This window comes from Sphaerisporangium album (assembly GCF_003323745.1).
Taxonomy (GTDB): domain Bacteria; phylum Actinomycetota; class Actinomycetes; order Streptosporangiales; family Streptosporangiaceae; genus Sphaerisporangium; species Sphaerisporangium album.
The window spans coordinates 373,386-399,076 of the sequence record NZ_QOIL01000004.1 but is presented as its reverse complement, the minus strand read 5'-3'; the positions used below and the strand labels follow the sequence as shown (position 1 = coordinate 399,076).

Genomic DNA, 25,691 nt, shown 5'->3' with positions numbered 1-25,691 from the left:
GCTCAGCGCGGGACGCGCAGCGCGGTGTTGGCCTTGTCCACGCAGTCACGCAGAGCGTCGGCGGGGGTGCTCCTGCCGAGCAGCACGGCGACGATGGCCTGGGCGAGCGCGCTGGAGATCTGCGGGTAGCCGGGATGGTTGGGCCGCACGCGCGCCGTCTCCAGTGTCTTGGTGAACACCGCCAGCCCTTCGGTGCCCGCGACCTTCTCGCGCCAGGCGGGCAGGTTCTCGGTCCGCTTGCTCAGCGGCAGGCTGCCCGCCTCCACGTCCCACCGCACGTCCTGCTCGGGCTGCGTCAGCCAGGTCAGGAAGGTGCCGGCGGCGCGCACCCGCGCCGGGCCGTTGTCGAACACCGTCCAGGTGTCGGGCCCCGAGATCGTGACCGGCCGCCCGCTGAAGCTCGGCAGCGGCACCACGTGATAGTCGATCTTGGCGTCGGCGATGTCCGGGAGCTGCCAGGGGCCGGTGACCACCATGCCCATACGGCCGGAGTTGAACACCTGGTACATCTGCTCGCTGCCCGGCTTGGGGTCGATGTAGACGCTCGCGTCCTGGGCCAGCGTCCGCACCACTCCGAGCGCCCGCTCACCCGCGCCCGCGAACCCGACCTCGCGTCCGTCCGCGGTGACCACGTCGCCGCCGAGGTCCCAGAGCAGCGGCCACAGCCGCCACACCGTGTCCTCGTCGCCCGCCCCCGGCCAGCCGGTGCCGAAGGTGCCACGCTTCGCGTCGGTCAGCCGCTTGGCCGTGTCCGTGAACTCCTGCCACGTCCAGCCCTCCTTGGGCAGCGGGACTCCGGCCGCGCGGAACAGCTTCTTGTTGCAGACCACGGCGAGCGAGTCGAGCAGGGCGGGAACCGCCTTGACCCGGCCTTTGACGGTGACGGCCTCGCGCGCGGGCGCCCAGTAGTCAGTCCATGGCGTGGGGCCGGAGTTCACCAGCTCGGTCAGGTCCGCCACCTGGGGACTGCGGGCGACGTTGGCGAGGTCCGACCCGAAGATGTAGGCGATGTCCGGGTAGGAACCGGCGGCGAGCCCGGCCGTCACCTTCTGCAGCATCGCGTCGGCGAGCACTCCCCCGCCCGTGTCGATGCGGATGCCGGGATGGGTGCGCTCGAAGTCCTTCACCAGCCGTTCGATGGCCTTGCGGCCGGTGTCGGTCTGCCCGTGCCAGAGCTCGATCGTGACCGGCCCGCCGGTGTCGGCGGCGTCGTCGGAGCCCGAGGCGCACCCGGACAGCGACGCGCTGGCGATCGCGGCCAGCGTGAGCGCTCCGCCGCGCAGGACGCCGCGCCGCGAAGGAAGTGAGGCGTTGTGATGGACTGCACCCATCTTTACTCCAAGAACAGATAAGACACGGACGAGCCGGTTCGGGCTCGGCGGGTGGCGATGCCGTGGCCGGTGAGTGAGGGACGCCACCCGCCGTCGCCGGTGCGCTCAGGGCCGCCTGGACGGCGGCCCTGATCGGCGGGTGCTCAGCAGGTACGGCGGACGTATCCGCCACTGCCGATGGGAGAGACGTCCACGTCGCGGCGGACGATGCTCAGCGTGGTGCCCCAGCCCGAGCAGGCCCTCGACAGGCCCGTCGCGTTGTACTCGATCACGATCACGTTGTCGCCGAACGCCGCGGTGTAGTCGCCGCACTCCCTGTAGTAGCCGCACTCCTCGGCGACCGCGAAGTCGAGCCCGTTCGCCACACGTGAGCCGGCCAGCTCCACGGTGTTCTTCTGGGCTATCGCCAGGCCCTCGCCGTGTGCGTGCGCGGAGAGCAGCTTGATGTACGCCTGGGCGTTCGCCGCCGTCAGCAACTTCTTGGAACGGCTGTAGCTGTCGTAGTTGTCGGGCTCCACCGCCTGGAACCCCTTGCTCCTGCAGCCGTCGATCCAGCCGTTCACCTTGGCGGCGATCCGCCGCCGCTTGGCGTCGGTACGCAGGTCGAGCAGCGCCTCCCCCCACCCCTCGTCGATGACGACGTTACCGGCGGCGTCGCGCAGCAGCAGGTCGGAGTCCCACGTCCCCTCCTCGCCCGGCTGCACCTGGAAGGCGTTGACGTAGCAGATGTTGTACAGCCCGGCGGCGGGACTCGCCGTGCGGTCGCGGCTGACGACCGTGACTCCGGCGGGCGGGGCGTAGGCGCCGCCGATCTGGTAGTCGAACCCGGCGTGCGCCGGGGGCGGGGTGACGGTGGCCGCCGAAGCGGCGGGCGTCGCGAGCAGGGGGGCGACCAGCGCCGCGGCGAGGAGGGCCGCCGCGCTGAGACACGTACGGATGCGGATACGACCGGGGATCATTCTCGCACTCCAGACGATAGAGGGTACGGCCCCGCCTCGGACGCTGACGTGCGGTCCTGGCGACTCAGGCCGGGCTGGTGGCGGGGCCACTTACCGGCTAGGCGTACCTCTGACACCGAAGCTCGTAGTCGGCGTTCCCCGGAGTAAATCGAGCAGAAGTGGTCATGTCAAGAGTGCGTATTTGCACAGTAACGCTCGCATTCACGGCGTTGCGGGCTGAAAAAATCATCGATGGCGGCACACGGCCGGAGCCGCGCGCCCGCCGTCGCGCGGACGACGAGGACCGGAGGAGGCTGACCAGGGCCGACCTCCGGGCGCAAGGATCACCTGCGCGAACCTTGCCGACGACTGAGCGTTCTTGTACGTTCAGTGCACAGATCGAGCAAGTTTGTGCACCAGGGAGTGTGAGATGACGTTCGTATCGGACGAGATCGCGAGCCAGCCGTCCTGCTGGGAGCGGGCGATCGAGCTGGCGGGTGACGTCTCGGGGCTGCCCTCGACGGGAGAGCGGGTCGCGGTCGTCGGCTGCGGGACGTCCCTGTTCATCGCCCAGGCGTACGCCGGGTTGCGCGAGTCCGCCGGGCTGGGCGAGACCGACGCGTTCGCGGCCTCGGAGTTTCCGCACCGGCGCGCGTACGACCGGGTGGTGGCTATCTGCCGCTCCGGCACCACGACCGAGGTGCTGTCGCTGCTGAGGGCCTGCTCGACGCCCACCGTCGCGCTGACCGGCGACCCGTCCACGCCGATCTCGCAGGTGACCGACGTGCTCGTCGGCCTGGAGTTCGCCGACGAGGTGTCGGTCGTGCAGACGCGGTTCGCGACCACCGCCCTGACCCTGCTGCGCGCCCATCTGGCGCTGGCCGAGCCGTCGCTGCTGCCCGCCGATCTGGTGGCCCAGGCCGCCGCGGCGGTGGGCGCGCCGCTGCCGTCCGGCGCCGCCGAGCGCGGGCAGTTCACGTTCCTCGGCGCGGGATGGACCAACGGGCTCGCGAACGAGGCGGCGCTGAAGGTGCGCGAGGCGTCCGGATCGTGGACCGAGTCGTACCCGGCGATGGAGTACCGGCACGGGCCGATCAGCGTGACGGACGAGAACAGCGTCACGTGGTTCTTCGGCGAGCCCCCGGCCGGGCTGGCCGCCGACGTGGAGCGGACCGGCGCGGTGGTCTCCGTATCGGACCTCGACCCCGTCGCGGACCTGATCCGGGCGCAGCGGCTGGCGGTCGCGCTGGCCGAGCGCAAGGGCCTCAATCCGGACGAGCCTCGCAACCTGACCCGCTCGGTCATCCTGACCTGATCGCGGTGCCGGCCGGCATGATCCTCACCGTCACGCTGAACCTCGCCCTCGACGTCACCTACGAGGTCCCGGCCCTCGCCCGCCACACCACCCACCGCATCCGGGCCACGCGCTCCCGGGCCGGCGGCAAGGGCGTCAACGTGACCCGCGTGCTCACGACGCTCGGCCATCAGGCGCTCGCCACCGGGTTGTGCGGGGGGCCGACCGGTGCGATGGTCTCGCGCGAGCTGGCGGGCGCGGCCGTGCCGCACGACTTCGTCCCGATCGGCGGCGACACCCGCCGGGTGGTGACGGTCACCGACACCGACGCCACGGTCTTCTCCGAACCCGGCCCGGCCGTCACCCCCGGCGAGTGGCACGACTTCCAGGCACGCTTCGCCGCCCACGCCTCGCGGGCCAGAGTGGTCGTCCTGTCGGGCAGCCTTCCCCGGGGGCTGCCGGACGACGCCTACGCCGTGCTCGTCCGCCTGGCCCGCGAGGCGGGGGCGAAGGTGCTCCTGGACAGCAGCGGACCGGCGCTGCGCTCGGGTTCGGCGGCCCGTCCCGACCTCGTCAAGCCGAACGCCGCCGAGCTCGCGGAGGCGGCGCTCGACCCGCGCGCCGTGCCCCTGGTCGTCTCACGCGGGCCGGCGGGCATGCTCGCCCGCACCCCCGGCGGGTGCTGGGAGGCCGCGCCGCCGGAGGTGCTGCGCGGCAACCCCACCGGGGCGGGCGACGCGGCGGCGGCGGCCCTCGCCGTGGCGCTCCGCGACGACGTCCCATGGCCCGCCGCCCTGGCCGACGCCGTCGCCCTTTCGGCCTCGGCGGTCGTCACACCGGTCGCCGGCGAGGTGGACCTGGCCACCTACCACCGACTCAAGCAGCACGTGACCGTGAAGGAAGTCCCATGCCCCTGGTGAGAACCGCCGACCTCGTGACCTTCGGCCGCGGCGTCGCCGCCTTCAACGTGATCACCCTGGAACACGCCGAGGCCGTCATCGCGGGCGCGGAGACGGCCGGCGCCGCGGTCATCTGCCAGATCAGCGAGAACGCGGTCAAGTTCCACCACGGCCGCCTCGGCCCCATCGCCGCCGCGACCGTCGCGCTCGCCGAGAACTCCTCCGTCCCGGTCGGCCTCCATCTGGACCACGTCACCGACGTCGCCCTGCTCCACCAGGCGGCCGGCCACGGCTTCGGCTCGGTCATGTACGACGGCTCGCACCACGACTACGCGGAGAACGTGGCCCGCACGGCCGAGGCCGCCGCCTGGGCGCACGCGCACGGCCTCTGGCTGGAGGCCGAGCTCGGCGAGGTCGGCGGCAAGGACGGCGCTCACGCCCATGGCGCGCGCACCGACCCCGGTGAGGCCACGGCCTTCGTCGCGGCCACCGGTGTGGACGCCCTGGCCGTCGCCGTCGGCAGCTCCCACGCCATGACCGACAGGACCGCCACCCTCGACCACGCCCTCATCCGGGAGCTACGTGCCGCCCTTCCCGTCCCGCTGGTCCTGCACGGCTCCTCCGGCGTGCCCGACGACGAGCTCCGCCAGGCCGTCCTCGGCGGCATGGCGAAGATCAACATCGGCACGGCGCTCAACGTCGCCTTCACCGGCGCCGTCCGCGAATCCGTCCAGGCCCACGTGGACCCCCGCAAGTACCTCGCCCCGGCTCGCGACGCCATGTCGGCCGTCGTGGCCCACCTGCTCAAGGTCATCGCAGGCTAGCGCGGACGACACCCACGGAGCCTCTACACGACGTAGTACTACTCAAGGTAGGCTGACCTGCGTGAAGGGTCTCGGCGAGCTTGAACGCAGCATCATGGACATCCTCTGGGCACACGAAGGCCCTCTGACCGCCAGGGAGGTCGGCCGTCTCATCGCCGATCGGGATCTCGCCCCGACCACGGTGATGACCGTTCTCGACCGATTGACCCGGAAAAGCTTCCTCACCCGCACCCGTGACGGCCGCGCCTGGCGTTACGAACCGGCCGCAAGCCGTGACGCGTACGTCGCGGAGCTTATGCTGGAAGCGCTCGACATGACCGGGGACCGCTCGGCCGCGCTCACGCGCTTCGCTCAGACGGTCTCGGGCTCTGAGGCCGAAATCCTGCGTAAAGCACTCACGGAGCTGGAAGAAGAGTGATCACAGCCGCTGTCCTGACCGCGCTCGCCGTCGCGTGCGCCGTCGGTGCATGGCGACTCACGTCGGCGCGCTGGCCGTGGCGGGCTCCGCGCGCCGCCATCCTGCTCTGGCAGTCCCTGGGCGTCACCTGGGGCCTGGCCACCGTCGGCGCGATGCTCGCGTACGCGCTGGAGCCGTACGGCGCCGGCGTCGTGTACGGCCTGCACGCCTTCGCCGACTCGGCGATCTCGTTCGGCATGGGCTTCGGCCTGCTCCAGCCGTACGACCTGCCCCGCGTCGCCGCCCTCGTGGCCGGGCTGACGCTGCTGGCGGTGCTGGTCACGGTGCTGCTCGCGGCCGGTGCGCTGACGCTGCGCGCCCGGCGGCGCCACCGCGTGCTGCTGTCCCTGATCGCCCGCGACGACCCGGGCGTGCCCGGCGTGCGCGTGGTCGACCACCCGGGCGCGGCGGCGTACTGCCTGCCGGGCCTGCGGTCGGAGGTCGTGGTGAGCGCGGGCACGCTGTCCTTGCTGCATCCGGACGAGCTGACCGCCGTCCTCGCCCACGAGGTGGCCCACGCGCGCGAGCGGCACGATCTCGTGCTGCTGCCGTTCAGCGCGCTCACCTGGATGCTCCCCTGGCTGCGCGTCGTGCGCGACGCGCACTCCTCGGTCGCCCTGCTGGTCGAGATGGCCGCCGACGACCGCGCCCGCCGCTACTGCTCGCCGCGCCGCCTGGCGACCGCGCTCCTGCGGTTCGGCACGGCGGGGGCCGTCCCCGCCCCGAACGGCGCGCTGGGCGCGGGGGGCGAGCAGGTGATGGCCCGGGTGAACCGCCTGATCAAGCCCGGCGCCACGCTGCCGAGGCGCTTCCGCTACAGCCTGGTCACGTTCTCGGTCCTGCTGTCGGCCTCCGCACCGCTGCTCTGGATCTACCCGGGCTGAACCGTCCCGCGTCGATCGGGCCACCGACACGGCGCTTGCTGGTGTTAGCTGATGAGTTTGCAACTGCAAGCACCATGATGCAGACTGGAGTCATGGAACTACCGAAGGTCGGCTCGATCGGCGAGTACATCCGCGATCAGCGGAAGCAGGCGAAGATCTCGCTGCGCCAGCTCGCCACTCAGGCGGGGGTCTCCAACCCCTACCTGAGCCAGATCGAGCGGGGGCTGCGCAAGCCGAGCGCGGAGATCCTCAACCAGATCGCCAAGGGGCTGCGCATCTCGTCGCAGGCGCTGTACGTGCAGGCGGGGCTCATCGAGGACCGCGAGCCCGACAGCGACGTGCTCGCCGCGATCCGGGCCGACCGCGGCCTGACCGAACGGCAACGTCAGGTGCTGATCGACATCTACGAGTCGTTCCGCAAGGAGAACCTCGTCGAGGCCCCGACCCGGGCCGAGCAGACCGACGCCGGGCACACCGGCACCGGGCACACCGACGCCTGGCCCGCGAACGAGGGCGCTCAGGCCGGGCCGGAGCCTCACAGGGTCGACGCGGTTCCCGCGGAGGAGGGTGCGACCTCCTCGCCGAACGGCCGCATTCAACCGGAACCCAAGGAAGGTTAACCCATGCCTATCAATGACGAGGTCAAGAAGCTCGCCGAGTCCAAGCCGTTCTACGCCGTCGCCGGCGCGGGCGACTTCGCGATGGAGAAGCTGCGCGAGCTGCCCGGGCAGTTCCAGCGCCTGCAGTCCCGCCGGACCGAGGTGGGCGAGGTCGCCCGCGACCTCCCGACCATGGCCCGCAGGTACGCCGGGAACGTCCAGGTCAAGGCCGAGGCCGTGGCCCGCGACCTGCCCGGCAAGGCCCGCGAGTACGCCGACACGCTGGGCAGCAAGGCCTCCGAGCTGTACGACGACTTCGCGAACCGCGGCCGCAAGGTCGTCAGCCGGGTGACCGGCGAGGCCGCGCTGGAGCTCGAAGAGGTCTCCTCCAGCGCCCAGCCCGCGACCGCCGATCGTCCGCAGGCCCGCAAGACCGGGGCCCGCAGCACCACCGGCGGCACCACCGCCACCAAGCGCTGACACCTTCGCCGGCGCGGTCGTGACGTGCGGGTGCGGCCCGTCCCGGAACCCGGGGCGGGCCGTGTGCGTTGTCTGGGGGACGGCTCGGCGACGAATCCCCCGCGCCGCCGCGTTCAGATGAGGTCACGATGATCGTCGAGGCCCTCCGAGCGCCTTCCTATCCGGGCTAGGCTGAACCTGGCCGAACACATGACCCTGGGAGAGGCGATGTTCGAGGTTCACGGCGTCCTGGATCTCATATTCTGGCTGCTCGCCGTCGCGGCGCTCGTCATGTGCGTCTGGGCCCTGGTGCACGCGGTCGCCACGCCCGCCCGGGCGTTCGCGGTCGCCGGCAAGCTGAGCAAGCAGCTCTGGCTGCTGATCCTGGGGTTCGCCACCTTGTTCGCGTTCGCCGCGGCCGTGCGCTACCTCTCGGTGCTGAGCATCTTCACGATCGCGTCGGTCATCGGCTCGGGCATCTACCTTGCCGACGTGAAGCCGGCCGTGAAGGACATCGGCAAGGGCGGCAACAGCGGCCCGTACGGGCCCTGGTGAGCCGCTGATCCGGTCAGGGCGGCCCCAGGGATTTCCGGGGCTGTCCTGTTCGTGTGGGTTCGGCCGGTGGTGCGCACCTCCCGAGGCTTCGTGGACCGCTAGGCTCACACGCCATGGTTGATCTCGCCCGTCGGCTGACGCTCGCCATCGCGCTGAGCGTCCTCGCCGCCGCCCCGGCCCACGCCGAGGCGGACAGCGTGAACAGAACGGACGTCACCGTAGAGCTGCGCCCGGACGGCGTGCTGCACGTCAAGGAGCAGATCTCCTATACCGGACAGGTCCGGCGCACGCTGCTCACCCGCACCCGCCACGACGACGCCAACGACCGCCTCTACCGCGTCACCGGCTTCAAGGGCGACGGCGCCCTGTCCGGCGACACCATCACAGTGACGGGCTCGGCGAAGGGCGCCGGCGAGGCCACCATCGAGTACGACGTGGCGGGCGCCGTCACGCCGCTCAGCGACGGCACCGAGGAACTGCGCTGGTACGTCGTCAACGGCTGGTCGGCCCCCGTCAAGGACGCCGTCGTCAAGCTGTCCGGCCCGGCACCCATGATCAACCTCTCCTGCTTCGCCGGGGACATCACCTCGGCCACCGGCTGCACCTCGGCCGCGATGCTGGACGAGACCGGCGGCAGCGCGGAGTTCCAGCAGCAGAACCTCGGCGCCGGGCAGGCGTTCACCATCGTCGCCGGCTTCCCCAAGGGGACGAGCCGCGGCGTGCCCATCCTGGAACGGCGGTTCGAGCTCGCCGGCGCCTTCACGCTCAGCCCGGTCACCGGCGGCGCGCTCGCCGGGCTGCTGGTGCTCATGCTCGGCGGTCTCGCGCTGCTGTACCGCACGCGGGGCAGGGACGCCCGCATCATCGACAGCGAGTCCGGCGGGGCGGTCACCCCGCTGCGCGACGGCCGGTTCGCCCCGCCCGACGGCGTCCGCCCGGGGCAGATCGGCACGCTGATCGACGAGCAGGCCGACGTCGTGGACGTCACCGCGAGCATCGTGGACCTGGCCGTACGCGGGTACATCCGCATCGACGAGCAGCCGCGCGGCGCGTACGACGCCCCCGACTGGCTGCTGGTCCGGGTGCCGGACGCCCCCCTGGAGGACCTGCTCGACTACGAGCGGGCGCTGCACCAGGCCATCTTCGACGGGCGCGACGCCGTCCTGCTGTCGCACCTGCACGGCTCGTTCGCCTCGCGGCTCGGCAAGGTGCGCGACGCGCTGTACCGCGACGTCGTGGCGCAGGGCTGGTTCGCGCGGCGCCCCGACTCCGTCCGGACCCGCTGGACCACGCTCGGGGTGATCCTCGTCGGCGTGGGCGTGCTGGCCACCGTGCTGCTGGCCTGGTTCACGACGTACGGGCTGCTCGGGCTGGCGGTGATCATCGCGGGCGCGGCGCTGTCGGTGGGCGGGCAGTACATGCCGGCCAAGACCGTGCGCGGCTCCACGGCCCTGGCCCACACGCTCGGCTTCCGCGACTACCTCGCGGCGGGCGAGATCGGCGACGTGCCCGCGGCGCAGCGCATCGAGCTGTTCTCGCGCTACCTGCCCTACGCCGTGGTCTTCGACAACGTGGACCGGTGGGCGCGCGTGGTCTCCTCGATCGACGGCAACGGGCACCGCGCCGACCACCTGTACTGGTACCAGGGCCCCGCCGAATGGGACCTGTCCAAGTTCGCCGACTCGATGCGCACCTTCACCCTGACCACCTCGGGCGCGATCTCGGCCTCCCGCCCGTTCCGCCGCTCGGTCTGACCCTCATGGACTTCGGCGGGTCGCCGGCCCGGGTGTCCGGACGGCTCACACCTCGCCGCGCACGCGGACCTCGCCGACGGGGCGTCCGCCGCCGAACTGCGGCGGGGTGGCGAGGGCCTCAAGCTCGGCGGAGTCGACTCCGAGGCCGAGGGCCCGCAGGGCGGCGACCGTCACCGGCACGCGCGCCCGCTGGCCGCCGTCCACGATCTTGACGGTGGCCGCGCGGCCGTCCTCGTAGGCGAAGGCGTCGAACGCCTCGGCGCCCGCCTTCAGCATCAGCCCGGGGACGGCCCGCATGAGCGCCGCCTCGGGCCGGGAGGTCCCGGACGTCCACGCGGGGTGGGCGCGCATGGCGTCGGCGATCCGCCGCTCGGGGGTGCCCGGCGCGGCGAGGGTGAACGTCCGGAACGCCCGGGCGACCCCCGCCATGGACGCGAAGAACAGCGGCGCCCCGCACCCGTCCACACCGGTCGCGGCGACCCGCTCGCCGGTCAGCTCCTCGACGGTGGCGCGGATGGCGCGCTGGAGGGGATGGCGGGGGTGGAGGTAGTCGCCGGTCGGCCAGTCGTTGACCACGCAGGTGGCGAGCATGGCGGCGTGCTTGCCGGAGCAGTTCATGGTGACGCGGGCCGGCCCGCCGCCCGCGCGGAGCACCCGGTGCGCGGTCGCGGTGTCGCCGGGAAGGTCCTCGGGACACAGCAGCGCGCTCTCGTCGAGCCCGGCGTCCACGAGGATCTTGGAGACCCCCGCGACGTGGAAGTCCTCGCCCGCGTGGCTGGCGCAGGCCAGCGCCAGCAGCTCGTCCTCCAGGCCGAGACCCGCGCGGAGCATGCCGAGCGCCTGCAAAGGCTTCATCGAGGACCTGGGCGAGGCCGCTGCGGCGACGTCACCGTGAACCGCGACCGGCGCCCCCTCGGCGTCCACGGCGAACACCCACGCCTGGTGGACGGATTCCACAAATCCGGAACGGACGACTTCCACGACCAAAGGCTCAAAGGACAACTCATTTCTCCTTTCGCCCCCGAGTGTACGGACGCCCTCAACCCCGGTCGCACCGCCACGGCCCCAGGAACGCGCACCCCGCCTACTGCCCGGCGACGACCACGGCCCGCCGTACCCGCGCCACTCCACGACGGTGGAAGAATCAGGGACCATGCGTGCCGTGGTTCAGCGGGTGACGTCCGCGTCGGTGGTGGTCGACGGGCGGACGGTCGGGGCGATCGACGAGCCCGGTCTGCTCGTCCTCGTGGGCGTCACCCACGACGACGGCCCCGGCGAGGCCGCGCGGCTCGCCGCCAAGCTGTGGGGGCTGCGCATCCTCTCCGGCGAGAAGTCCTGCTCGGACATCGGCGCGCCGCTGCTCGTCGTCAGCCAGTTCACGCTCTACGGCGACGCCAGGAAGGGCCGGCGCCCCACCTGGCAGGCGGCGGCGCCCGGCCCGGTGGCCGAGCCGCTGGTCGAGGCCGTGATCGCCGAGCTACGCGCCCTCGGCGCCCGCGTCGAGACCGGCGTGTTCGGCGCGGACATGAAGGTCCACCTCGTCAACGACGGCCCGATCACGCTGATCATCGACATCTGACCCGCCTCGCCGGTGGTCGGCCCGTCGGGTGCCTCAGCGGATGCGGCGGCGGAGGGCGGGGTCGATCGTCACGTTCCGGCCGGCGTCCGGGGGCACGATGACCTCCTGGGACGCCGCGACGCCGCCCGCCGTCAGGACCGCGTCGACCGGAACCGTCCGCTTGACCACCGCCAGGGCGATGGGGCCGAGCTCGTGGTGGCGGGCCGAAGTGCCGACGAAGCCGATCTGCCCCGGCTGCCCGCCGTCCTCCCCGTCCCCCTCGCTCGACGCCCCGGCGCCGAGCGTGACCGGCGCGCCGTGCGGCGGCAGGGTGTCCACGCTGCCGTCCAGATGCAGGAACACCAGGCGGCGCGGCGGGTGACCGAGGTTGTGCACCCGGGCCACCGTCTCCTGCCCCCGGTAGCAGCCCTTGGTCAGGTGAACGGCCGCGCCGATCCAGCCGACCTCGTGCGGGATGGCCTTGTGATCGGTCTCGAACCCGGCCCGCGGCAGGTGGGCCTCGACCCGCAGCGCCTCGTACGCCCACAACCCGGCCGGCCGCAGCTCGAGCTCCTCGGGAAGCCCCGCCAGCCGCTCACGCGGCACCAGCACGTCCCCCCCGATCGCGATGGCCCCCTCCGGAACCGTGAGCGTGGCGGGCTGTTCCGGCGACCCGGCGGGGCGCGGCGGCGCGACCGTCACCACGGCGTACGCGGAGGTCTCGTCGGCGACCTCGACGCGCAGCATGAACCGCATCTTCTCCAGATACGCGATCAGCGCGGCGGACGACCCCGGCTCGACATGCCCCCAGACCGACGTACCGTCGTCCACGAGCGTCAGATGGTGCTCCACCCGCCCCTGCGGATCCAGGAACAAGGTCTGCGTCGCCACCCCGGGCGCCAGCGTGTCGAGCTTCTGCGAGCTCAGATCGTTCAGCCACTTCAGCCGATCGGGCCCCGTGATCCTGACGACCTCGCGGTCACTCCGGTCGACCATGGCCTGCCCGGCCACCAGCGCACGCTGCTCGGCGTACGGCTCCCCGTAGTGCGCCGCGACGGTCTCATCGGGCGCCTCCGCGACCACCGCACCCGACCTGTCCAACAAAGGGCTTCGCATGCCTCAAGGCTAAGCCTCTCAAGCCACTCCTGAGAGGCGCTGCCCGACGTGGTCCACGAGAGTGCGACTAGGGTGTGTCAGCCGCCAGCGCCTTGCGCTCCACGAGCGTGACGCTGCGGCGGCGGGACCCGTGGTCAGGAGCGGCAGGTGTGGCAGCGGCCGAAGATCGTTAGGTGTTGGACGTCGGTTTCGAAGCCGAGTCTTTCGTCCAGGGTGGAGACCAGGCCGTCGACCAGGTCGGGGCTGACCTCGGTGATCTGGCCGCAGTCGCGGCAGACCAGGTGGACGTGGTCGGCCTCGCTGGCCAGGTGGTAGGTGGGGGCGCCGTGGCCGAGGTGGGTGTGGGTGACCATGCCGAGCTGTTCGAGCAGTTCGAGCGTGCGGTAGACGGTCGAGATGTTGACGCCTCTGGCGGTCTCCTGGACCTCGCCGCAGATGTCCTCGGGGGTGGCGTGGCCGAGCTTGGTCACCGCCTCCAGTACGAGCTGCCGCTGCGGCGTGACGCGGTACCCGCGCGCGCGGAGCTCCTCGTGCCAGGTCGACGGCGTGGGCGACGCCGGCGGCCCGGAGGACGCCGACGCCGGCGACAACCCCGGGGACGCGGACGGCCCCGAGGAGGCTGACGGTGTCGGCGGGGTTCGCGATGGCTGCCGGGTCCCGGTCATGGCTCCGAGTCTACGAGCATCGACCCGGCCGCGAGATCCCTTACACGGGTGTGGTGGGGCCGGGGTGGCCGGCTGGGGGTGGGCAGGGCGCGGGAGGGGGGTGGGGTTATTCGCTTGCCTCGCCTAGAACGCTCGCATAATCTGCGAAGCACGCAGAAGGGAGGTGGTCCAAACAATGGTTGATCATTATTGGGCTAGCGAGGTGGCTGTCCGCTAGGGCATCGCCAGGTCAGGACCTTCCGTCCAGACGTCGTGCCCCCCTCGGGGCACCGGCGACGTCCGGCGAATCCAAGACAGACACCGGAACCCCGGGCAGCCGGCGGGGGCAGAGGATTTCCCCTTTCCCCCTTGGTCCAGCCGGCCCGTCTCACCGTGAGACGGAGCACGCCCGGGGTTCTTTTTCGCCCGGAAACTCCCGGGCCTTCCGACCTCGCGGACGACGACTTCGCGGGCCGACGGGTCAGCCGACCTTCCTCAGTTCCGCGGACAGGTGTGAGGTCAGCGGGTGGCCTTCGGCGGCCATGTCGTAGGCGTACATCAGGTTGCCGTTGACCAGGCCGTAGAGCCGGTGGCCCGCCGTGTACTCCTTGGCGCTCTCCGTACGGGCGACGACGTCCGTACGCAGCTCGATCTTGTGGAACACGACCTCGCCGAGGTAGATCTCGACGATGCCGGTCGGGTGGGACAGCAGCACTTCGAGCTGGCGCTCCGGCCGCGCCCGCCAGTACCCCGACTCGGTGGCGAGCGGGCGCACCATGTTGCCCTCGTCGTCGAGCAGCCAGGTCTTGCTGAGGTAGCTCAGGAACGGCTTGCCGTTGTGCTCGAAGGTGATCTCCTGACCGAACCGGAAGCTCTCGATCGTCGGGTAGCCGCCGACGCCGGCGCCCTCCCACCTGCCGAGGAGGAAGGCGATCGGTTCGAGGTCGGGATGTATTGACTGGGAGTCCATGGCACATGAGCCTAAATGCCCGGAGCGGAACGCGGTGCGCCGACACCTGGCATGACGATGACCTGGTGGATCGGCGTCGGCGCCGCATAGGCTCAGATCATGGCACGATCAATGGTGATAAAAGTGACGGCCGGTTCTGATGCCCCCGAACGTTGCAATCAGGCTTTCACCGTGGCCGCCGCCGCGCTCGCGAGCGGCGTGCCCGTCTCCCTGTGGCTCACCGGCGAGTCGGCGTGGTACGGCCTGCCCGGGCGGGCGAAGGAGTTCACCCTTCCGGAGGCCGTCCCCCTGACCGACCTGCTGGACGCCGTGCTCGCGGGGGGCACGGTGACGGTGTGCACCCAGTGCGCGGCGCGCCGCGGCATCAGGCGGGAGGACCTGATCGAGGGCGTTCGCATCGCCGGCGCCTCGACGTTCGTGGAGGAGGCGCTCGGCGAGGGCGTCCAGGCCCTCGTCTACTGAGCACCTGCCTGCTGAGATCGGTCCGCTGCCCGGACCGAGCCGCAGTCCCGCATGGGGGACACGGCCCGGACGACGGGTCATGGGGGTCGGGTCAGCGGGGCAGGACGGCCTTCAGGCGTTCGTCGCGGAGCCGGTCGTACCAGGCGTCCTCGATCGGCGCGAGCCGGCCCACCGTCCAGCCCAGGAACACGTCCGCGAGCCAGGGGTTGCGGGCCAGCGCCGGCCCGTGCAGGTACGTCCCCACGATCTTGCCGGCGTGGCAGCCCTCGGTGCCGTCGCCGTTGCCCGTGCCGACCACCGTGCGTGACAGGGGACGCACGCCCGGCCCGAGCCGCGTCACGCCCATGTGGTTCTCGAAGCCGGTGAGCATGTGCCCGCCGAGGCCGGTGTCGACCTCGGCGGCGAGCTCGCCGACCGCGCGGGCGGGGCCGCGGGAGCTCTGGATGTCGAGCAGGCCGATACCGGCCACCGGCTGGCCTTCCTCGCCGCCGAACACCGAGCCCATGATCTGGTAGCCCGCGCAGACGGCCAGCAGGGACGCCCCGCGGTCGATGGCCCGGGCGAGCCCGCCGTCGCGGCGCAGGCGCTCGGCGGCGAGGATCTGCGGACGGTCCTCGCCGCCGCCGATGAGGTAGATGTCCCCCGAGTCGGGCACCGGGTCGGCCGACCGGACGTACACCGTCTCGACCGGGATGCCGCGCTTGCGGGCTCGCTGTTCGAGGATCAGGACGTTGCCCTGGTCACCGTACGTGCTGAGCAGGTCGGGGTAGATCCAAACGATGCGCAGGGCGCTGTCAGACGGCACGGCCGAACTCCGCTCGAATCTGCTGGAAGGCTGTGTAGTTGGCGATCACGTCGATGCCGCCCGGCGCCTGGCGCACCACGGCGTCGTCGAACGTCTCGCAGAGCTGGAAGGGCACCTCGGCGACGTGGAGCCGCAGCGCCAGGTCGAGCCGCCTCTCGCCGGTGACGTACACCGGGCGGCCGCGCAGGATGCGGTAGTCGACGTCCCACAGCCACGAGGTGTCGCGGCCGTCGGGCCCCTGCGCGTTGACCGACAGGATGATGGGCAGCCCGGCGTCGGAGACCTCGAACGCCTCCAGCCACCCGGCGGGGTTCTTGGCGAGCAGCAGCCGCAGCGACCGCCCGTCCCGCTCCACCGTGGTGTAGCGGCCGGCGACCGAGCGGACCTCGCGCAGCCTCGGCAGCGCCCGCTCGACGGGCAGGCCGAACGTCTCGGCGGTGGCCAGGGCGATGGCGGCGTTGGCGCGGTTGGCCCGGCCGGGCAGTTGCAGGTCGAGCACCCAGCGCTGCCGCCGGGGGTCGATCACCGCGTCGTCGTCCAGTACCCACGCGGGCTCGGGGCGCCGGAAGGAGCACTCGCGGCACGCCCAGTCGTCGCCCTTGCGGTCGAGCGGTCCGCCGCAGCGGGGGCAGCACCAGGAATCTTCCTTCCAGGGCTGCCCGCACGACACCCACGTCACCCGCGTGGCGGTCGAGGCGCCCCAGGTGACCAGCGGGTCGTCGCAGTTGGCGATCACGTGCGTGTCCGTGCCGGTGAGGGCGCGTTGCCATTTCTGGGCCAGCAGCCAGATCTCGGCCGCGCGGTCCATCTGGTCGCGGCTGAGGTTCATCAGGCAGACGACCGAGGCGCCGGTGGTGTCGAGGACCTCGGGGAGGTACTTCTCGTCGACCTCCAGGACCGCGAGCGGCGCCTGCTTGGCCTGGGAGAGCGCGGACACGTGCCCGGCGGGCATGTTGGCGCCGAACGCGTTCGTGGCGACCTCCCCGACCTCCTGCAGCGCCGAGGTGATCAGCCGGGTGGTCGTGGTCTTGCCGTTGGTGGCGCTGACCAGCACGAGCTTGCGGTCGGCGGCCAGCTTGCGCAGCAGGTCCGGCTCCAGCATGAGCCCGACGCGCCCACCGATCACCGATCCGTCGCCACGCCCGGTCACCCGGGACAGGGTGGCAGCCGTACGCCCGAGGGCGGTCGCGAGCTGAGCCCGCAGCGGTAGCTGGGTCATGCCCGAGATCCTAGTGCGGCCCGCCCGATGAACACCCAACCCAATCCCAAAGCACCCCTTTTCCCACGGGAAGAGTCAGTCGATGAAGGACAGTTTCGCGTCCTTCTCGCCGCCCTCCTCGAACGTCATGACGAACCGTTCTGGCCACGACAGGACGGTCTCCAGCCAGGCGGCGCCCATCGTTTGGGCGATGTGGCGCACCCGGTCGCGGGGGTCGACGCCGAGGGCGACGGTGGCGAAGTCCTTCTCGATGCCCTCGTGCTCGTCGTCGCCGAGCAGCACCCGCCAGGCGAGCGCGCGGTTGCGCTCGATCTCCATCGACAGCGGGTGGTGGCGCAGCGCCTTGGCGCGGTGGCCGAGCAGCTCGGTGCGGGCCTGGGCGGCCTGCCCGTCGCCCTCGGGACGCGGGGACGGACGCCCGGCCGGGTCGGTGCCGAACAGGCCGTACTCCATGGCCGGGGCGGGGCTGCGCAGGTTCGGCGCCTGGTGCCCGTACGGGAACAGCCGGTCGACCTCGTGCAGCCAGCGGACCTGCGGGATCACCCACGCGGCGCCCATGCGCTCCCCCGCCGGCGACCGGGTGCCGGCCGCAGGGTCGAGCAGCGCCGCCGCGACCTCGGCGGCCTTCACCGTGAGCAGGGACGGGTCGTAGAACGTGCGCAGCGACCACGCCCGGACGGCCACCGCGCGTTCGACGAGCGTGGCCAGCAGGCATTCGCGGCGGCGCGGCGGCAGCTCGGCCCAGAGGTCGGCGAGCACGCGCGGCACGCCGGGCAGTGACCGGTTCGCGCAGAAGGCCAGCACCACGGTGTCGGTCCAGATGCGCAGCCACGCCCACTCGGGGGCGTCGGCGAGCAGGTCGGCCTCCCGCAGCTCGAACAGCGTGCACGCCTTGCCCTCGGTGCACTCGTGCCCGCACGCGGCCGAGCGGCGGCCGCGGATGGGCGGAGTGGGGCCGAGCAGCGTGTGCTCGCGGTCCTCGCCGAGGGGCACCTGGATGCGCAGCGGGCGGTCCATGCCGTCGGCGAAGACGGCGGCGATGCCGGGCTGGAGGGACACGACCTGGCGGGACTGCTCCTCGCTCAGGTTGATGGCGGCGCCGACCAGCCTGCGGTCGTCCTCGGCCGGCAGACGGTGGACGACCTTGAGCGCGGTGTTCTTCACGACGTCGGCGATGAGCTTGGTGGGGATCTGCTCGGCGACGACGATGCCCTCGCCGTAGGCGCGGATCTCGGCCAGCATCCCGGCGAGCAGCTCGACGGCGTGGGTGGCGGCCCGCTGGGAGCCCCGGTCTCGCAGAAGCCGGTGGGCCTCCTCGATCACGATGACGTGCTGGAGCCCCTTGGCCTTCTCCTGGCGGGCGCGCATCCGCAGGTGCTCGACGATTCGGATGATCAGCGTGCCCATGAGGAACGCCTTGTCCTCGTCGTTGGCGACGTCCTCGATCGCGAAGACGACGTTGCGCTGTAACAGGCCCCCGATGTCGGCGGGGTGGCCGCCCTCGAAGAACCGTCCCGCCGAGCCGACGCGCAGGCTCCTGAGCCGCAGGCTGATGAAGCCCTCGACGTCGGCCTGCACCTCGTTGCCGTACCCGATCTCCTGGATCACCTCCAGGGCGTGGGTCTGTAACTGCGCGAGCGTCGGGACGGCCGGCTGGACGGCGGCGCCGGGGACGCCGCCGCCGGTGACGACGTCCCACCCGTTGGCCTCGTACACCCGCTGGAGCGCCAGCGACATGATCTGCGGGAACGGCTCCTCGGCGTCGAAGGCCGCCATGAACAGGGCCCTGACCATGTCGATGTGCGCCTGCACCGGGTACCCGGGCTCGGGGGCCAGCGGGTTGACGCTGAACGGCACGTTGTCGGGCGCGGAGGGGTTGATCACCGTCAGCGGCGCCCGGTGGCCGACGCGCCCGGCCATGGCGGCGTACTCGGACTTGGCGGGCTCGATCGCCAGCCACGGGATGCCGGCGTCGGTGAGCTGTTCGAGCAGGTGGCGGACGGTCTGCGACTTGCCCGAGCCGGTCGCGCCGGTGACGAAGGCGTGCCGGTTGAGCGTGGCCAGCGGGACGCGGAACTTGCCGACCGCGCGGTCCTGCCCATCGATGATCGCGCCGAGGTCGAGGACCGGCTCGCCGGTGTTGCGGACGTCGGCCTCGCTGGTCACGTCGAAGAACCCGGCGTCGAGCACGCGGACGCCCGGCACCTCGCGGCGGGGCAGCCCGGCCAGGGCGGCGAGCGCCCCCGCGGTGGCGGCGAACGGGGCCGCCGCGCCGTCGGAGGGGTCCTGCAGGGTCACGCCCAGCACCTCGGCGAAGCCGTACAGCGGCTCCACGGTGGTGGAGCGCCCGAAGCCGGCGAGGATCGGCAGCGACAGGGCGCTGCGCAGCCGGTAGGGGTGGTGGCTCATCTCGACCGAGCCGACCAGCACGGGCGCGATCTGCCGCAGCTCGTCGGGGCCCGCCGCGCCGGCCAGGACGCGGACGTTCCACAGGCCCGCCTCGCGGAAGGCGTCGAGCTCCTGCATGCGCCGCTCGGCCCGCTCGGCGTCGTACCGGCTGCGCTCGGAGGCGTCGCCGTACTGGCGCAGCACGTTGAGCTGGGTGCGCAGGTGGGCGACCTCGGCGTCGAGCAGGTCGGTGGGCTCGGCCACGACCAGCCAGGCGAACGGGCGGGACATCAGCGTGACCAGCGTCGACTCGAACAGGGTGGGCCGCAGCAGATCGTCGGGGCCCGGTTCCCTTCGCCCGCCGAGCGGCGGCGCCTGGCGGCCGGGGCACGGCGTCCAGGTGAGGTCGGCGAGGTCGGCCAGCCAGTCGTCGCCGATCTCGACGCCGCGCGCGCCGCCGGGGAACAGCAGCGGCTGCGGGCCCTGCGGCGGCTCCTCGACGGTGGCGGTGGACGCGCGGCGGGGCGGGCGCGGCGGCGTGAGCGGACCGGCGTTGGTGATGAGTTCGAGCGGCGCGCCGGAACCCCGGGAGAGCCAGCCGATGACGAAGGGCCGGTTGCGCTGGGCGGCGGAGAGCACGGCGGGCAGGACGGTGACGAAGTCCCACTCGGCCGACGAGCTGCGCGAGGGCGCCGTGATCGCCTGGATGCGATACCACGGACCACTCAGCGGGAACGGCGCGCTGGGCGCTGCGGAGGACACGCTTGCCTGCATATCAAGCTCAAATCCCTTATGCCACCGGCGTTTGCCAGGGGATTACCTGTTCAATGCGTTTTCCTCCAGTCCAGCCGCTCGGGCGGCGGACCGAGGTTGGGGGCGAACGAGTCCTCCTCGGGGTCCGGCTCGGGCTGCGGGGCCGGGGTGAGCATGACCCGGCGCACCTCCTCGAACTCCCCCAAAGTGGTCTTGGGGAAGGTGAGGATGGCCGGGTTGGCGTCGGCGAGCCTTACCTGGCGTCCCTCGACGGTGGCGTGGGTGACGATCACCGACGTGGTGGGCAACTGCTGCAACTGGTGCGGCTCGACCAGGAACTCGCGGCTGCGGTGCAGCACGCGCTCCTCGCCCATGGCCTTCCTGGCGCTGCGCCCCCACTCGGTGGACTCGGTGATGCTCTCCTTCAGGTCGCCCTCGGCCTTCTCGTGGCCGCCGGCGCCGCCCCGGCCCGCGCCGTCGCCGACGGTGGAGGTGTAGGAGCCGTTCAGGCCGTCCACGGTGGGGCTGATGGACTCGGTGAGCTGGGCCAGCTCCAGGCGGTGCTCGGTGCCCATGTGCTCGCTGGCGACCCGGGCGTCCTCGGCGTTGCCGAGGCGCATGAACGCGACGGCGGCGTGGCCCCGCCCGAGGCGCTCCCGGACGGTCGGCGTGAGGGAGCGGTAGGTGAGCACGAGGCCCGTCTGGGAGGTCTCACAGGCGTCCATGAGCCGGTCCAGGACGTCGCCGCGCAGCTTGTCCGCGCCCGCGACGATGATCGTGTGGTACCAGGGCCGCTCGGAGGCCGGGGACTGGCGCAGGATGTGCGTGAGCGCGGTCGCGACGTACGTGCCGAGGACGCGGTTGCCGAAGACCCCGGCCTGGCGGTCCATCGACACCACGCGCAGCCGCGCGGGCGGCAGCCGTACCGCCTCCGAGCCCAGGGTCTCCAGCTTGCGGAGCTGGGACTCCAGGGCCCAGGCGCGCTCGATGACGACGCGGTCGGTGACGCCCCGGCCGAACAGCGTGCCGATGCGTTCGAGCTGGGTGGCGGTGAGCAGGCCGTACCGCAGGTCGTCGCGCGGGTCGCCGACCTGGGCGAGGGCGCGCAGGGCGGCGGTGACCTGGTTGATCGTGGCGTTCTCGCCGAGGACTTCGAGCACCCGCTCCAGGATCGCGTTGTCGAAGCTCAGGTCGCGGGTGGTGCGGTGCTCCTCGCTGACGCTGACGACGTGCGCGAGGACGTCGGCGAACGCCTCCGGCGGCAGCGTGGCGCCGAGGTCGAGCCTCGGCAGGTCGGTGGGCAGCACCCACACCAGCGGGTCGTCGCCGCCGCGCCGGGCCAGCTCGATCAGGTCCTTGGCGATGGCGCCCTCGGACAGGTCCAGGACGGTGAGGTGGCCGCCGCTGTACAGCCGCGTGGCGCCGAGCAGCGTGATGAGGGCCGACCAGCCGGGCAGGGTGCCGCCGGCGACGTCGATGCGGTCGATCTCGTCGGGGACCGCGACGGCGTACCAGGTGAGCTGCCGGTCGTACTGCTCCTTCTTGGCGGCCCACGCGCGGTAGCGCTCGGCGTGCCGCTCCTGGGCGTCGAACAGGTCGCGCTCTCGGCGCCTGCGCCGGTCGTCGGCGCGCGCCTCCTGCTCCTTGATGCGGGAGCGCAGCGCGCGCTCGCCCTGGTGGACGGCGTACCAGCAGATCGCCGCGACGCCGCAGGTGACGACGAGCCCGGCGGTCACGAACGTCCAGTCCATGGTCTCGGTGACGCCGAGGACGACCATGACGAGCGCGAGGACGACCATGAAGACGCCGACGATCTTCATGGGACGGTTGAGCAGGTCCTCCTTGAGGCGCTCGCGGCGCACCCAGGCGGGGTCGACCTCCGCGGGCTCCTCGGGGACGTCCTCGGGCGAGGGACGTTTGGGCGGCGGGCCGGGCTCTGGATACAGCATCGCGTACTGCCAGCCCAGATAGATCCGATCAGCTTGCAGCTGCGCATGCTCTGGGTGCACGTCCGCCACCGGACCTCCACCTGTCAATGGTCGCGCTCGCCGGGGAGCCACGACCGTCTCGTGCCGCTCTTGCCGCTTGGTCGGCTCTCCAACTGTGACAGCGTATGAGGTGTCCCTCGCATTCGGGCACGGTTCTCGTCATTCGGCCCGAATTCCTCACCCTCAGCCCCTGTTAATGGGACAAACGAGGCGGATGGGATAGGGCAACCTATTACGATCGTGGAACATGACGTCCCCCGCCCCGCGCGGCAGCCGTCGCCGGCGTCCGGTCCTCGTCCCGGTCACCGCGCTGCTCGCCACCGCCGCCGTCGCCGTCACCGCGGCCTTCGGCGGGCTCGGCGAGGCCCCTTCCGAGGGGCCCGAGCGGCGTCAGGCGGGCCAGGAGGTCGACCAGGACCTGTTCCGCACCCGGATCGCGGACGCCGTCACCCGGACCCTGCCCGGCGACGACCGGCCCTTCGTCGAGATGACCCTGAAGGTCTACAACGAGGCCGAATCCAGCGTTCCCCTCCCCTACCTCGAAAAATCCCTCCTGCGGATCACCACGCGCGACGGGGAACGGCTCATCGACCCCTCGGTGACCCCCGGCGAGCAGACGTGGGTGTACGAACTGTGGGTGCCGGGCGAAGGCGGGTCGAGCCGGATCCTGCCGCCCAAGCGCACCTCCACCGTGCTGCTGCGCCTCATCCGCAAGGCCACCCCGGAGGAGAGGGCGGCGGGCGCCGGACCGGACGCCGCCTCGGCGAAGCCCGCCCCAAGCCTCCTCGACGTGGACCTCGGCCTGTACGAGAACCACGAGGACGCCCTCACCGGACGGCACCGCGCCCAGCTCGTCATCGGCGACGACGGCGAGCCGGAGATCGCCGCCCGGGTCACCGTCCTGATCCGGAAGCAGGTGTGATGTCCCAGGGACCCGCCACCGCACCGGTGCGGGAGGAACCCGCGAGGAGTCCGTGGCGGCGGGCCGGCAGCGCGCTGGTGGCCCTCGCGGTCGGCGCCGCGGCCGTGTACGCGCACACCTTCGTCATGAACAAGGACCAGCTCGACGCACCGCTCACCACCACGGCCGCCCCGGGGGCGGTCGCCGAGACGGGAAGGTTCAGCGTGCGCCTGGACGACGTCGTCGCGGCCTCGTCCCTGAGCCTGATCACCACCGGAACCGACCCGGACACCGGAGGCACGACCATCGAGAACTCCACCGCGATCCGCACCCACGACCTGTTCGTCGTCGCCACCGTCAGCGCGACCTCGCCCAAGGACCCGACGTGGCTGCCGGACGCGTGGCTGCGCACGCGCGACGGGATCGAGTACGCGGCCACCGACCGCACCGGCCAGGCGTTCACGCCGCCGCGCCCCGTGCAGAACGGCTGGTGGACGAGCCTGGAGTACGTCTTCGAGGTCCCCAGGGAGGCCGTCGCGGGCGCGTCGATCGTGGTGTCGGCGCCGTCTACCAACGGCATCTACGACGACATCTACCCGGGCCGCTACGACCAGCTCCTCCCCGAGGCCAGGCTGGCGCTGACCGCCGACGACGCGGCCGCCCGGCGGCTGCTCCAGGACGTGAAGCCGAGCTGGCGCGTGACGGCGCGGGGGTGAGGATGTGAGCGAGCACGACACCGGCTCCTGGGACGCGTTCACTCCCCGGGACGGCGACACGGGCACCTCGGAGGCGTTCACCCCCCGGGACGGCGACACGGGGACCTGGGACGCGTTCACCCCGGTGAACCGCGCCGAGCCCGCGCCGGCCGCCCTCGCACCCGCTCCCGCCGAGACCCGCCGCCCGCTGCGCCGGGCCGTACGAGGGCTCGCGCTCGCCGTGGCGGCGGTCGCGGTGACCGGGGCGGCGGTGGGCGTGCAGTGGCAGGACCGGCAGCGGTGGATCGCCGACCGGTACCCGGCCGAGGTGGTCAAGGACGTCGCGCACGGCGCGAGCGCCACGCTGCACGGCATGAGCTGGCAGGTCGTCACGGTCGTCCCTCGCCAGGTGGAGGGCGGCGGCGAGTCCGGCACCGCCCCCCTGCGCGCGACCGTCCAGGTGACACCGGTCTCCGCGCAGGCGATCGGCGGCTACCTCACCCCGGACTTCGCGATGCGCGACCGCGCCGGGCACAGCTGGCAGGCGCTGCCCGTCGACACGCCGATCCCCTCCGACCTGAAGCCGGGCAGGGCCACACGGTTCGACGTGGAGACCGCCGTGCCGGGAAGCCTCTCCGGCACGGCCGAACTGGTGCTCTCCTACGCGCCCGGCGAGACGCTGCGCTTCGCCCGCTGACGGGCCGCCGCGAGGTCGAAGGTCGCGGCGAACAGGCAGAGGGTCAGGGTGGTGAACAGCAGGTCCCTGCCGAAGTGGACGGGGATCTGGTAGGCCTCCCAGTCGAGCTGCCGGTGCGCGGTGCCGATCAGGTAGTACGCCCCGCGCTCGGCATAGTCCGCGGCGACGACCAGCGCCGTGTGGCACAGGCACATCACCGCGAACAGCGGGGCGCCGGCGCGCAGCGTCAGGCGCAGGGCGTGCAGCACGGGCGGCCACCGGTCCAGGCCCGCCCGGACGGCGACGATGCCCGCGCCGCGGCGGGTCAGCCGGTGCGTCCGGTTCTGGACGGATCCGGCGGCCGCGTCCAGCCGGGTGCCGCTGATCAGCGCGCGGCCGTCCTCGGAGTAGGCGCCGTAGACCAGGATGGCCAGCGTGAGCCCGACGAGCGGGAGGACCAGGGCGGCGAAGAGGTGCGGGCGGGCCTCTCCCAGCCACTCCATCGCGGTACGCCAGCCGGGCAGCGTCCTCTCCAGCGCCTGCCACCGGTCGTTCCACCACACGGTGACGTTCCGCCCGCTCAACCAGGCCGACCGCTCGTCGGCGAGCCGGAGCAGGAGCACGGCGCCGTAGAAGGTGTAGGCCAGCTCGCAGAACGCGGCGCCGAACGCGAGCCTCGGCCCGCCCCTGCGCTCGTGGAGCGCGGAGAGGACGTAGCGGGCCACCAGCGCCACGGCCGCGAAGGCCAGCGCCACCTTCACGTCCAGCACCAGGTTGGTCCCGGCGTCCGGGCGGACGGGCTGGACGGGCGGGGTGCCGCCGGCGGCCAGCGCGTTTTCGAGACGCGCGGCCACGAACCGGTCGTACTGGACGGCGTAGCGTTCCATGTCCGCGTCCGCGAACTCCCGCGCGTCGGCCGTCTGGAATCCCCAGGCCAGGTATATGGCGACGTAGACGATGATCGCCCGGCCGAGGCCGGTGAGCAGCGTCTCGGGCTCCTCACCCTCGGCGCGCCGGGCGCGGGTGCCGGCCGCCGCGCCGCGCAGGGAGTGCAGCATGCCGACGGTCACGATCATGCCGAGCATCACCATCACGATGAAGATCAGCATGACGCCGGCGAGACGCCAGTCCCGGTGGGAGCCGTGCGACAGCTCCGACCCCGCCACCAGCAGCCCGAACCGGCCCAGCTCGCCGGCGGAGAACCACAGCACGAGCGGGACGAGGCGGCGCGCCCACAGCTCCACCGCGTAGAGCGGCAGGCCGTACGGAGAGCGCCGCCACCAGCGCGGCGACGCCTGCGCGGGTACGGGCCGTGACCCAGCCCCCAAGGCCAACGAATCGGACATCGTGCGCATGCTACCGATCACACGACAGGACCCGCAGGACAACTCCACAACGAGCGGTCAAACCACCAGAAAGGCCTCATCAATGGACTGATCCTTCAGCGTTCATGAAGTGTCCCGTCGGCGATGCCAGCTTTCCTGGGGTTTCTCCGCACGAATCCCGCTCGCATGGGACGAAC

25 protein-coding genes are annotated in these 25,691 nt (G+C 72.2%); 14 read left to right on the top strand and 11 right to left on the bottom strand.

Features of this window, described 5'->3' with window-relative positions:
* Nucleotides 1–2: 2 nt before the first annotated feature.
* Nucleotides 3–1,331 (bottom strand): ABC transporter substrate-binding protein, encoded by a 1,329-nt coding sequence (locus tag DQ384_RS09515; protein ID WP_114028336.1) that lies wholly within the window; start codon nucleotides 1,329–1,331, stop codon nucleotides 3–5.
* Nucleotides 1,332–1,474: 143 nt separating this feature from the next.
* Nucleotides 1,475–2,290: an endo alpha-1,4 polygalactosaminidase gene (locus DQ384_RS09510; RefSeq protein ID WP_114028335.1), complete on the bottom strand. Its 816-nt coding sequence runs from the start codon at nucleotides 2,288–2,290 to the stop codon at nucleotides 1,475–1,477.
* A 409-nt stretch (nucleotides 2,291–2,699) separates the two neighbouring features.
* Here DQ384_RS09510 and DQ384_RS09505 point away from each other — a divergent pair, with 409 nt between their 5' ends.
* The 9 genes from DQ384_RS09505 (at nucleotide 2,700) to DQ384_RS09465 (ending at nucleotide 9,994) form a co-directional block, all read left to right on the top strand.
* Complete coding sequence (locus DQ384_RS09505; protein WP_114028334.1) at nucleotides 2,700–3,584, top strand: SIS domain-containing protein; 885 nt, start codon at nucleotides 2,700–2,702, stop codon at nucleotides 3,582–3,584.
* 17 nt (nucleotides 3,585–3,601) lie between these two features.
* Nucleotides 3,602–4,483 carry a 1-phosphofructokinase family hexose kinase gene (locus tag DQ384_RS09500; protein WP_114028470.1) on the top strand — a complete coding sequence of 294 codons (882 nt, stop codon included), beginning with the start codon at nucleotides 3,602–3,604 and terminating at the stop codon, nucleotides 4,481–4,483.
* Entirely contained in the window at nucleotides 4,471–5,286 is an 816-nt protein-coding gene (locus DQ384_RS09495; RefSeq protein WP_114028333.1) for a class II fructose-bisphosphate aldolase, read from the top strand. The genes DQ384_RS09500 and DQ384_RS09495 overlap by 13 nt, the downstream gene beginning before the upstream one ends.
* Before the next feature lie 61 nt (nucleotides 5,287–5,347).
* Nucleotides 5,348–5,704 (top strand): BlaI/MecI/CopY family transcriptional regulator, encoded by a 357-nt coding sequence (locus DQ384_RS09490; RefSeq protein ID WP_114028332.1) that lies wholly within the window; start codon nucleotides 5,348–5,350, stop codon nucleotides 5,702–5,704.
* Entirely contained in the window at nucleotides 5,701–6,627 is a 927-nt protein-coding gene (locus tag DQ384_RS09485; RefSeq protein WP_114028331.1) for a M56 family metallopeptidase, read from the top strand. The genes DQ384_RS09490 and DQ384_RS09485 overlap by 4 nt, the downstream gene beginning before the upstream one ends.
* Before the next feature lie 92 nt (nucleotides 6,628–6,719).
* Nucleotides 6,720–7,247 (top strand): helix-turn-helix domain-containing protein, encoded by a 528-nt coding sequence (locus tag DQ384_RS43600; RefSeq protein ID WP_114028330.1) that lies wholly within the window; start codon nucleotides 6,720–6,722, stop codon nucleotides 7,245–7,247.
* 3 nt (nucleotides 7,248–7,250) lie between these two features.
* Entirely contained in the window at nucleotides 7,251–7,706 is a 456-nt protein-coding gene (locus tag DQ384_RS09475; protein ID WP_114028329.1) for a hypothetical protein, read from the top strand.
* A gap of 207 nt (nucleotides 7,707–7,913) precedes the next feature.
* Nucleotides 7,914–8,240: a DUF2516 family protein gene (locus tag DQ384_RS09470; RefSeq protein WP_114028469.1), complete on the top strand. Its 327-nt coding sequence runs from the start codon at nucleotides 7,914–7,916 to the stop codon at nucleotides 8,238–8,240.
* Between the two features lie 113 nt (nucleotides 8,241–8,353).
* A complete protein-coding gene (locus tag DQ384_RS09465) occupies nucleotides 8,354–9,994 on the top strand; it encodes a DUF2207 domain-containing protein (protein ID WP_114028328.1) in 1,641 nt (546 codons plus the stop codon).
* Nucleotides 9,995–10,039: 45 nt separating this feature from the next.
* On the opposite strand, the gene DQ384_RS09460 is transcribed toward DQ384_RS09465, so the two are convergent.
* Nucleotides 10,040–10,975, bottom strand: a complete 936-nt coding sequence (locus DQ384_RS09460) for an asparaginase (protein WP_245966336.1) — start codon at nucleotides 10,973–10,975, stop codon at nucleotides 10,040–10,042.
* Nucleotides 10,976–11,147: 172 nt separating this feature from the next.
* Here DQ384_RS09460 and dtd point away from each other — a divergent pair, with 172 nt between their 5' ends.
* Nucleotides 11,148–11,573 carry a D-aminoacyl-tRNA deacylase gene (gene dtd, locus DQ384_RS09455; RefSeq protein WP_114028326.1) on the top strand — a complete coding sequence of 142 codons (426 nt, stop codon included), beginning with the start codon at nucleotides 11,148–11,150 and terminating at the stop codon, nucleotides 11,571–11,573.
* Between the two features lie 33 nt (nucleotides 11,574–11,606).
* Here dtd and ygfZ read toward each other — a convergent pair whose 3' ends face one another.
* The 3 genes from ygfZ to DQ384_RS09440 all read right to left on the bottom strand — a co-directional run bounded on the left by ygfZ (nucleotide 11,607) and on the right by DQ384_RS09440 (nucleotide 14,282).
* Nucleotides 11,607–12,668 carry a CAF17-like 4Fe-4S cluster assembly/insertion protein YgfZ gene (gene ygfZ, locus DQ384_RS09450; protein ID WP_114028325.1) on the bottom strand — a complete coding sequence of 354 codons (1,062 nt, stop codon included), beginning with the start codon at nucleotides 12,666–12,668 and terminating at the stop codon, nucleotides 11,607–11,609.
* A gap of 134 nt (nucleotides 12,669–12,802) precedes the next feature.
* Nucleotides 12,803–13,258 (bottom strand): Fur family transcriptional regulator, encoded by a 456-nt coding sequence (locus tag DQ384_RS09445; protein WP_245966353.1) that lies wholly within the window; start codon nucleotides 13,256–13,258, stop codon nucleotides 12,803–12,805.
* Nucleotides 13,259–13,793: 535 nt separating this feature from the next.
* Entirely contained in the window at nucleotides 13,794–14,282 is a 489-nt protein-coding gene (locus tag DQ384_RS09440; RefSeq protein ID WP_114028323.1) for a heme-binding beta-barrel domain-containing protein, read from the bottom strand.
* Nucleotides 14,283–14,381: 99 nt separating this feature from the next.
* Between DQ384_RS09440 and DQ384_RS09435 the strand changes: the two genes are divergently transcribed.
* A complete protein-coding gene (locus DQ384_RS09435) occupies nucleotides 14,382–14,744 on the top strand; it encodes a DsrE family protein (protein WP_114028322.1) in 363 nt (120 codons plus the stop codon).
* Between the two features lie 91 nt (nucleotides 14,745–14,835).
* Here the strand turns inward: DQ384_RS09435 and DQ384_RS09430 are convergent, their stop codons facing one another.
* The 4 genes from DQ384_RS09430 to DQ384_RS09415 all read right to left on the bottom strand — a co-directional run bounded on the left by DQ384_RS09430 (nucleotide 14,836) and on the right by DQ384_RS09415 (nucleotide 21,918).
* Nucleotides 14,836–15,549 carry a type 1 glutamine amidotransferase gene (locus DQ384_RS09430; protein ID WP_114028321.1) on the bottom strand — a complete coding sequence of 238 codons (714 nt, stop codon included), beginning with the start codon at nucleotides 15,547–15,549 and terminating at the stop codon, nucleotides 14,836–14,838.
* Complete coding sequence (locus DQ384_RS09425) at nucleotides 15,539–16,768, bottom strand: MurT ligase domain-containing protein (protein ID WP_114028320.1); 1,230 nt, start codon at nucleotides 16,766–16,768, stop codon at nucleotides 15,539–15,541. The genes DQ384_RS09430 and DQ384_RS09425 overlap by 11 nt, the downstream gene beginning before the upstream one ends.
* Nucleotides 16,769–16,843: 75 nt before the next feature.
* Nucleotides 16,844–19,918: an ATP-binding protein gene (locus tag DQ384_RS09420; protein WP_245966335.1), complete on the bottom strand. Its 3,075-nt coding sequence runs from the start codon at nucleotides 19,916–19,918 to the stop codon at nucleotides 16,844–16,846.
* 62 nt (nucleotides 19,919–19,980) lie between these two features.
* Entirely contained in the window at nucleotides 19,981–21,918 is a 1,938-nt protein-coding gene (locus DQ384_RS09415) for a hypothetical protein (RefSeq protein WP_245966334.1), read from the bottom strand.
* Between the two features lie 226 nt (nucleotides 21,919–22,144).
* On the opposite strand from DQ384_RS09415, the gene DQ384_RS09410 reads away from it, so the two are divergent.
* The 3 genes from DQ384_RS09410 to DQ384_RS09400 are packed head-to-tail and all read left to right on the top strand — an operon-like array spanning nucleotide 22,145 to nucleotide 24,190.
* Nucleotides 22,145–22,819, top strand: coding sequence for a hypothetical protein (locus tag DQ384_RS09410; protein ID WP_114028317.1), 675 nt, complete (start codon nucleotides 22,145–22,147; stop codon nucleotides 22,817–22,819).
* Nucleotides 22,819–23,514 (top strand): hypothetical protein, encoded by a 696-nt coding sequence (locus DQ384_RS09405; RefSeq protein ID WP_114028316.1) that lies wholly within the window; start codon nucleotides 22,819–22,821, stop codon nucleotides 23,512–23,514. The genes DQ384_RS09410 and DQ384_RS09405 overlap by 1 nt, the downstream gene beginning before the upstream one ends.
* Before the next feature lie 4 nt (nucleotides 23,515–23,518).
* Nucleotides 23,519–24,190, top strand: a complete 672-nt coding sequence (locus DQ384_RS09400; RefSeq protein WP_114028315.1) for a hypothetical protein — start codon at nucleotides 23,519–23,521, stop codon at nucleotides 24,188–24,190.
* On the opposite strand, the gene DQ384_RS09395 is transcribed toward DQ384_RS09400, so the two are convergent.
* On the bottom strand, nucleotides 24,154–25,515 hold the full coding sequence (locus DQ384_RS09395) for a hypothetical protein (protein WP_147268715.1): 1,362 nt from the start codon (nucleotides 25,513–25,515) through the stop codon (nucleotides 24,154–24,156). The genes DQ384_RS09400 and DQ384_RS09395 overlap by 37 nt on opposite strands.
* Between the last annotated feature and the right edge of the window lie 176 nt (nucleotides 25,516–25,691).